The 5,863-nt window shown below is 59.7% G+C and carries 5 protein-coding genes and 1 pseudogene; 4 read left to right on the forward strand and 2 right to left on the reverse strand.

The genetic code is table 11. The features are described 5' to 3' along the window. Positions 1-423 precede the first annotated feature (423 nt). A complete protein-coding gene (locus ABIB66_RS43250; RefSeq protein ID WP_354260056.1) occupies positions 424-600 on the reverse strand; it encodes a hypothetical protein in 177 nt (58 codons plus the stop codon). 1,286 nt (positions 601-1,886) lie between these two features. On the opposite strand from ABIB66_RS43250, the gene ABIB66_RS43255 reads away from it, so the two are divergent. The 4 genes and pseudogenes from ABIB66_RS43255 (at position 1,887) to tnpC (ending at position 4,773) form a co-directional block, all read left to right on the forward strand. Further along, entirely contained in the window at positions 1,887-2,183 is a 297-nt protein-coding gene (locus ABIB66_RS43255) for a hypothetical protein (RefSeq protein WP_354260059.1), read from the forward strand. A 159-nt stretch (positions 2,184-2,342) separates the two neighbouring features. Then, entirely contained in the window at positions 2,343-2,765 is a 423-nt protein-coding gene (gene tnpA / locus ABIB66_RS43260; RefSeq protein WP_354260062.1) for an IS66-like element accessory protein TnpA, read from the forward strand. Further along, positions 2,762-3,115 carry an IS66 family insertion sequence element accessory protein TnpB gene (gene tnpB / locus ABIB66_RS43265; RefSeq protein ID WP_354260065.1) on the forward strand — a complete coding sequence of 118 codons (354 nt, stop codon included), beginning with the start codon at positions 2,762-2,764 and terminating at the stop codon, positions 3,113-3,115. The genes tnpA and tnpB overlap by 4 nt, the downstream gene beginning before the upstream one ends. 117 nt (positions 3,116-3,232) lie before the next feature. After that, positions 3,233-4,773: pseudogene (gene tnpC, locus ABIB66_RS43270) on the forward strand (IS66 family transposase). A gap of 515 nt (positions 4,774-5,288) precedes the next feature. Here tnpC and ABIB66_RS43275 read toward each other — a convergent pair. Then, a partial coding sequence (locus ABIB66_RS43275; protein WP_354260068.1) for a CoA transferase occupies positions 5,289-5,863 on the reverse strand: 575 nt, incomplete at its 5' end.

Here is a 5,863-nt window from a genome sequence, read left to right on the forward strand (position 1 = left end):
ACGGGATCGAGGTCACCGCCAAGTCGACCGACCGCCAGCCCACAACCGCCGCCGCCTAACCGGCTCAGACCGTCACCAAAATTTGGCGATAGCTCCGCGATTTTCGATATTCTTCAGAACGGCCACCTGCGAGGGGCAGTGGGCGCAGCCGCTGTCCGCCCGGTAGTGCTTCAGCGACGGAGAGGTTCGCCAAGCCGTTTCGAGATCGAATTCAGGGGATCGGATGTTACCGACAAGGAACGCCTCCCTGTCGGGATCCCCAACGACGTAGGACAGGGGTAGAGATCGCCATTTGCCGAGAGGTAGACAGATGTGAAGCCGCAGTCACATTCGGTGAATTTAACGTTCGGCCGCGGCTGGCTTGAATCAACCAAATTGGAGGTGGCAGCTCAAGGCGGGCCGACGTCTTTGCAGCCGTTTCGATCAGAGAGCTTGCTGCAATTCTCTGATCTCATCAGCCGACCCTAGGAGCGCTTCCTTGTTCTCCAGGGCGACACCTGAGGCGAACATCGGCTTAATTCTGAAGGAACCAACGCCAATCGAGGACAGCAGCCGATGCGCGTCCAGCGCTTCAGCGATGTTCTGTCGGTTGGCCGTCATCCTGGCCGGCACCAAGACCCCGCAATTGGCTCCTCGGACATCTGACGGAGTGCGGAATCGTAAACACCGGCTTTCCGCGGAAGCGGTCCACAGTGTCCCGCTTTGCGCCGTCGAAGCTAAATTGAGGGGGGAGCTTCCCAGGATCATCGAAGATGGAGACCACATCAGAAATTAGAACTTGGCCGAGCCCAGCTGCATTTAATAGGACTTGCATCCCCCGTTTTTGTCCAACGCGAGCATGGCTTCCGTTCGCGGAAACACCATTCTGAGAGGCGGCTCACCACCGGTCACTGAGACTTTTGTCAGGCCATACCGGTCGATAAGCAGATCGACATAGTTTGTCATCTCATCGACCGACAACTGCGACGGCTCTAAACGTCTCTTGTATTCGTCTCGATACTCTGGGAGGACATAACAATGCTTGAAACCGCTTGTCGGGCGGCATCGGGTGCTCCTCGGTTTGTCTGACCGTATCTTGAGCAAGGCTTAGGCCACTCCCTTGCAGAAGCTTCTTGACGGTCTTCCTTGGCGCTATGTCATGCTCAGAACAAACCGGTCGCGTTCCGCGCAAACGTCTCGTTTGCTCTCTGACAGAACAGAGTGATCCCTCAGGAATGCGATCACGACAGAGGCTTGGGTTGAAGCGCGACCGCTCGGACGATCGATCGATGGCACACAAAGCAACTAGCAGCCTCTCCGACAAGAATACTCCTTGCTCGAGAGCAGAAACGGTTGATTGGGCCGAGAGTCCACTCAGCTCCGATACTGACATAACTTGCCAGCTTTGGAATATACGAGCGAAACCAGCTCGCCGTGGCCTTCGAACGCGGATATCCAAATTCCGCGGATAAGCCCAATGCCACCCCAGAAGTGATAGGAGGGCTGCCTTCGTTGCTGTTGTACTGTCAGCTATCGAACTTGAATTGGTTCGCTCCGCCAAACGACCAGTTGGACGCGGCCCCAGGACACGACCATTGAGGCTGCTACGTGAAAGTTCACCAGAGATGATGCATAACAGAGCGTCGCAACCCAAGAGTCGGCCCCCAATCGGAGCGGTAAGTGATGTGTAGAAGAAGCACTCTGCTTTTCTCGACGCATTGAGAAAGCAAGCCGATGAATGGAAATGGCGAAGGCTGCGGCTCTACGAAGCACCGCGACCCAATGCGGTTTCTGAAGCCTTTATCAGAGGAGCTTCGGTGAACGAGCAAAGCTCTATCGGCCTTCTATGCTCGTAGCTCGTCCGGGACTCGCTCGGGACCATGTGCTTCAGGGATCAAGGAAGGAATATGGTGATGAAGCTTGTCCAACGACCTACGCGTCGCCACATTGCGCCGATCGTCATTATTGGAAGGAACCGGCATGGTAATTGGGTTGCCCGCGAACAGAACGGTATTTTTGGCGGCATCTTTGTCAACCGCGCGCAGGCTTTCAAATACGCTCTCGCCAAGAACGGCGCTCATCCAGAGACCGTCATCGAGGTGTCGCGCGAAGTCGAATTCGATGGTTCTGCATCTCGGCAACTGGCCGAAGACGAGGTGTTTGGTACGACAAGCCGCAGCCCCGATGGCGGATCGACTGGCTGAGCTTTTCGGACTGATCATGACCCGATGCTTTACTCATCTTACAACTCATGGCCGATGATCGATATGTGAGGCCATCAGGACGTAAGCACGAAGCCGTTACCCTTGCTTCAGAATTCCAATGACGTGCGAAGAAGCCTCCGGCTTGGATGGAGGTTTGGGATGGGATTGGACAGCAAAGAGGACGTCCATTTGGACGGCTCATCTGGAGGGCGGGTGAGCCGTCTGGAGGTGCTTGAAGGACCGTCGGGACGCCGCGTGCGTTCGGAGGCTGAGAGAGCTCGGATCGTGGCCGAGAGTCTGCTACCGGGTGCCCAGGTGTCCGAGGTGGCGCGCAAGCACGGAGCGACGCGCTGGCAGATTTACGATTGGCGACGACGCTTTCGGCAGCGAGGCATGTTGGCACCGTGCGAGGCGTCGCAGTCGACATTCGCGCCGCTGGTCGTGGAAAGCGCTTTGCAGGAGGGTCACGTTCCGTCGATCAAGCTTGAGATCGCGATTGGGGATGTCGTGCTGCGGACGGACCCCGCCATAGATGGCGAGCAGCTGTGCCGGGTGATCCGCGCCGTGCGAGCGTCACGATGATTGCGGCCGGTGCCGATCTGAAGATTTGCATCGCGACGCGGCCAATCGACTTCCGCTGTGGCCACGATGGACTTGCGGCGAAGGTGCAGGAGATGCTTCGCCTCGACCCGTTCAGCGGCGCAGCTTTCGTGTTCCGATCGAAACGAGCGGACCGGATCAAGATTTTGGTCTGGGATCGAACGGGCATGGTGTTAGTTCACAAGCGCCTCGAAGGCTGCAAGTTCGTTTGGCCAACGATCGCAGACGGCGTGATGCGCATATCGCCAGCGATGTTCGCAGCCCTGTTCGAAGGGCTGGATTGGAGGTTAGTCCGCCCGGAAGAAGCGCGGCGTCCCCAGGCGGCTGGATAACTGCGGCAGATTGACTCGGGAGCTATTTTGGACGTGGCAGGCGCAGTGGCGATGTGCTCGAAATAGCGCATGAGCATTACGGCGCTGCGCAACGAAAACGAACGCCTGAGGGAGCTTTTGGCGCAAACGCAGGCGGCCTTGAGCGAGCATCAGGAGGCGCTGGCAGCATCGGAGGAAGCGCGGCGTCGGCTCGAGGTCATTCTCGGGGAATTGCGACGCGAGAAGTTCGGCGCGAAGTCCGAGAAGCTGCGGCCAGATCAGTATCACTTGCCGCTGGAAGACGTGGAGATCGCGCAAGGCATCCTGGACGCGGCGCAGGAGAGAGCCGAGGCTGTGATCCAGGGTCGATCGCGGAGCGTGCCGGAAGGTTCTCATCGCAATCGCGGCTGCTTGCCTGCCCATTTGCCTCGGGTGGAACGGATCGTCGAGCCTGCGAGCACGCTGTGTCCGTGCGGTTGCGGCGCCATGACGAAGATCGGCGAGGACGTCAGCAAACGCCTCGACGTGATCCCGGCGCAATGGCGGGTGCTGGTCACGCGCCGCCCGAAATACATCTGCCGCCGCTGCTCGGGCCCCGTCGTGCAGGCCCACGCGCCGGAACACGTCGTGCCTGGTGGACTGCCGACCGAAGCGGCCATTGCGCACGTGATCGTCTCCAAGTTCGGCGAGCATACGCCGTTTTACCGTCAGGCCGAGATCTATGCGCGCCAGGGGATCCGGCTTGACCGGGCGACACTGGGCAACTGGTCCGGCCGCGCCTGCTTCCATCTTCAGCCGATCGCGGACCACATGCGCCGCCGCCTGGCCATGGCGGATCGTCTGTTCATGGACGAAACCACGGCGCCGGTGCTCGATCCCGGGCGAGGCCAAACGAAGAAGGGCTACTTCTGGGCGATCGTCTCCGACGACCGCGGCCGCAGCGGCCCAAGTCCTCCAATCGTGCTGTTCCGATATGCCCCCGGTCGCAGCGTCGTCTTCGCGGAGCAGTTCCTGGATGGCTTTGGCGGACGCTTCCTGCAATGCGATGCCTATGACGGTTATGACCGGCTCACCGAAGTCGTTCGACCTCGCAGGGGCCATGGACGCTCGTGCATTCCTAGAGCCATTTGCGCCGGCGCTTCGTCAAATTGGCCCGTAACAGCAAATCGCCGATTGCCGAGGCCGCCGTTCGGCACATCGCACAGCTTTATGCCATCGAAGCCATGGTACGCGGCTCATCGCCGGACATCCGGCTGGCCGCGCGCAAGGAGCACTCGCTGCCCATGGTCGCCGCGTGAAAGCCTTGGTTCGAGAAGCAGCTGTCGATGATCTCCAGCGGTTCGACCCTCGCCGAGGACATCCGCTACGCGCTCAATCACTGGCAAGGGCTGACCCGCTTCCTCGAAGACGGGCGCCTCGAGCTCGACACGAACCCGGTCGAGAACGCCATCCGGCCAGTCTGCCTGACTAGAAAAAATGCTCTCTTCGCCGGTCATGAGGTCGGAGCCGAAAACTGGGCCTTGCTCGCATCCATCGTGGCGACCTGTAAGGTCAACGACGTCAACCCGGCCGCCTACATCGCCGAAACACTCGAGACGATCATCGACGGCCATCCCCATAGCCGCATCGAAGACTTCATGCCGTGGCGATTCCGCAAAACGTCAAGCCAGCCTCAATAGGGTTGCGGCTAAGCGCTTACATAAGGACGACAAAATGCGGAGGTTGACCTCTCGCTGGCAGGCCACCCATCCGATGGCTGGCCCAACCCGCGCGCCACTAGGGAGCGACGGCGATCGCCGGAAGCGCTCGGGAAAGGCAAACCTCCGCAACTCGCGCCCGGCTTCTCAACCTGCCGGACATTGGTCGGCCATTGCTCCCCGCGTGGTTTTGCCCCAAGCCAGATACGAGAGCGAAACAGAATACCTTCCTCGGGGGGCCGCCCAGTGGACGCCGCTGGTGTTCTATTTGTAGCTATGGCGCTACTTTACTCTCTCGCGCCGTCAGCCAGAACTCGACGCGTCTCTTTCCTTATGCTCGACTTCCAAGAAGCTGAAAGCGCCACGCTGCTGCCCGATCGTCTGCTCTAAGAAAAAAGACAATAGAGCCATACCTCCGGCGCGCAGAAGCCGCTCCCCTTGTCGAAAATCGTACCTAATATGGTTAGATGCTGATCGGCAGCGGTTCTCCGGCGATATTAGTCTCGGCGGCGGCGGCAAGTATCTGATGACATCTCCTTTGTTCTTGCGAGTTCTTCTTCGGAGAGCATTTTTGTCCCAATGATGCCCTCCCTCGCCAACTGCACGATTTCTTCGTCGGACAGCCCGAGCAGTCCTGATAGAATTTCTTGGTTGTGTTGTCCAAGCGTCGGTGCCGGCGTGCGGATCGGATAGGGCTTTGCGTCCTCACGAATCGGCATCGAGGGCTGCGGATGCAAGCCTACGAAGGCGCGTTCGATCTGCTGCAGAAATCCGCGCGAGCCGAGATGCCGATCGTTGAGCAGGTCAATTGGCAGTCGGGCCACGCCGGCCGCCACCTTGGCGGCCTGCAACTCGGACATCGCCTGGTCTGCATGGCGGGTGATCGTCCAGCCTTCGACAGCTTTCTCCACCAGATGCTCGATAGCCCGGCGCCCCTCCGCAGAGTTCAGCGATGCGTCCGCGGCCCAGTCCGACCTCCCAATCACGGTCGCAAGCCTCTGCCACATCTCGGCATCCGTCGCAGCTATCACGATCCAGTTATCATCGCCCGCGCACCGAAAGCAGCCATGCG

It is taken from the genome of Bradyrhizobium sp. F1.13.3 (assembly GCF_040548265.1).
In the GTDB taxonomy this organism is placed as follows: Bacteria; Pseudomonadota; Alphaproteobacteria; order Rhizobiales; family Xanthobacteraceae; genus Bradyrhizobium.

Bases quoted from the DNA above. Each gene is read 5' to 3' on its own strand.
- tnpA (WP_354260062.1), top strand. From the start codon at position 2,343: ATGGGATTGGACAGCAAAGAGGACGTCCATTTGGACGGCTCATCTGGA.
- tnpB (WP_354260065.1), top strand. From the start codon at position 2,762: ATGATTGCGGCCGGTGCCGATCTGAAGATTTGCATCGCGACGCGGCCA.
- ABIB66_RS43250 (WP_354260056.1), bottom strand. From the start codon at position 600: ATGACGGCCAACCGACAGAACATCGCTGAAGCGCTGGACGCGCATCGG.
- ABIB66_RS43255 (WP_354260059.1), top strand. From the start codon at position 1,887: ATGGTGATGAAGCTTGTCCAACGACCTACGCGTCGCCACATTGCGCCG.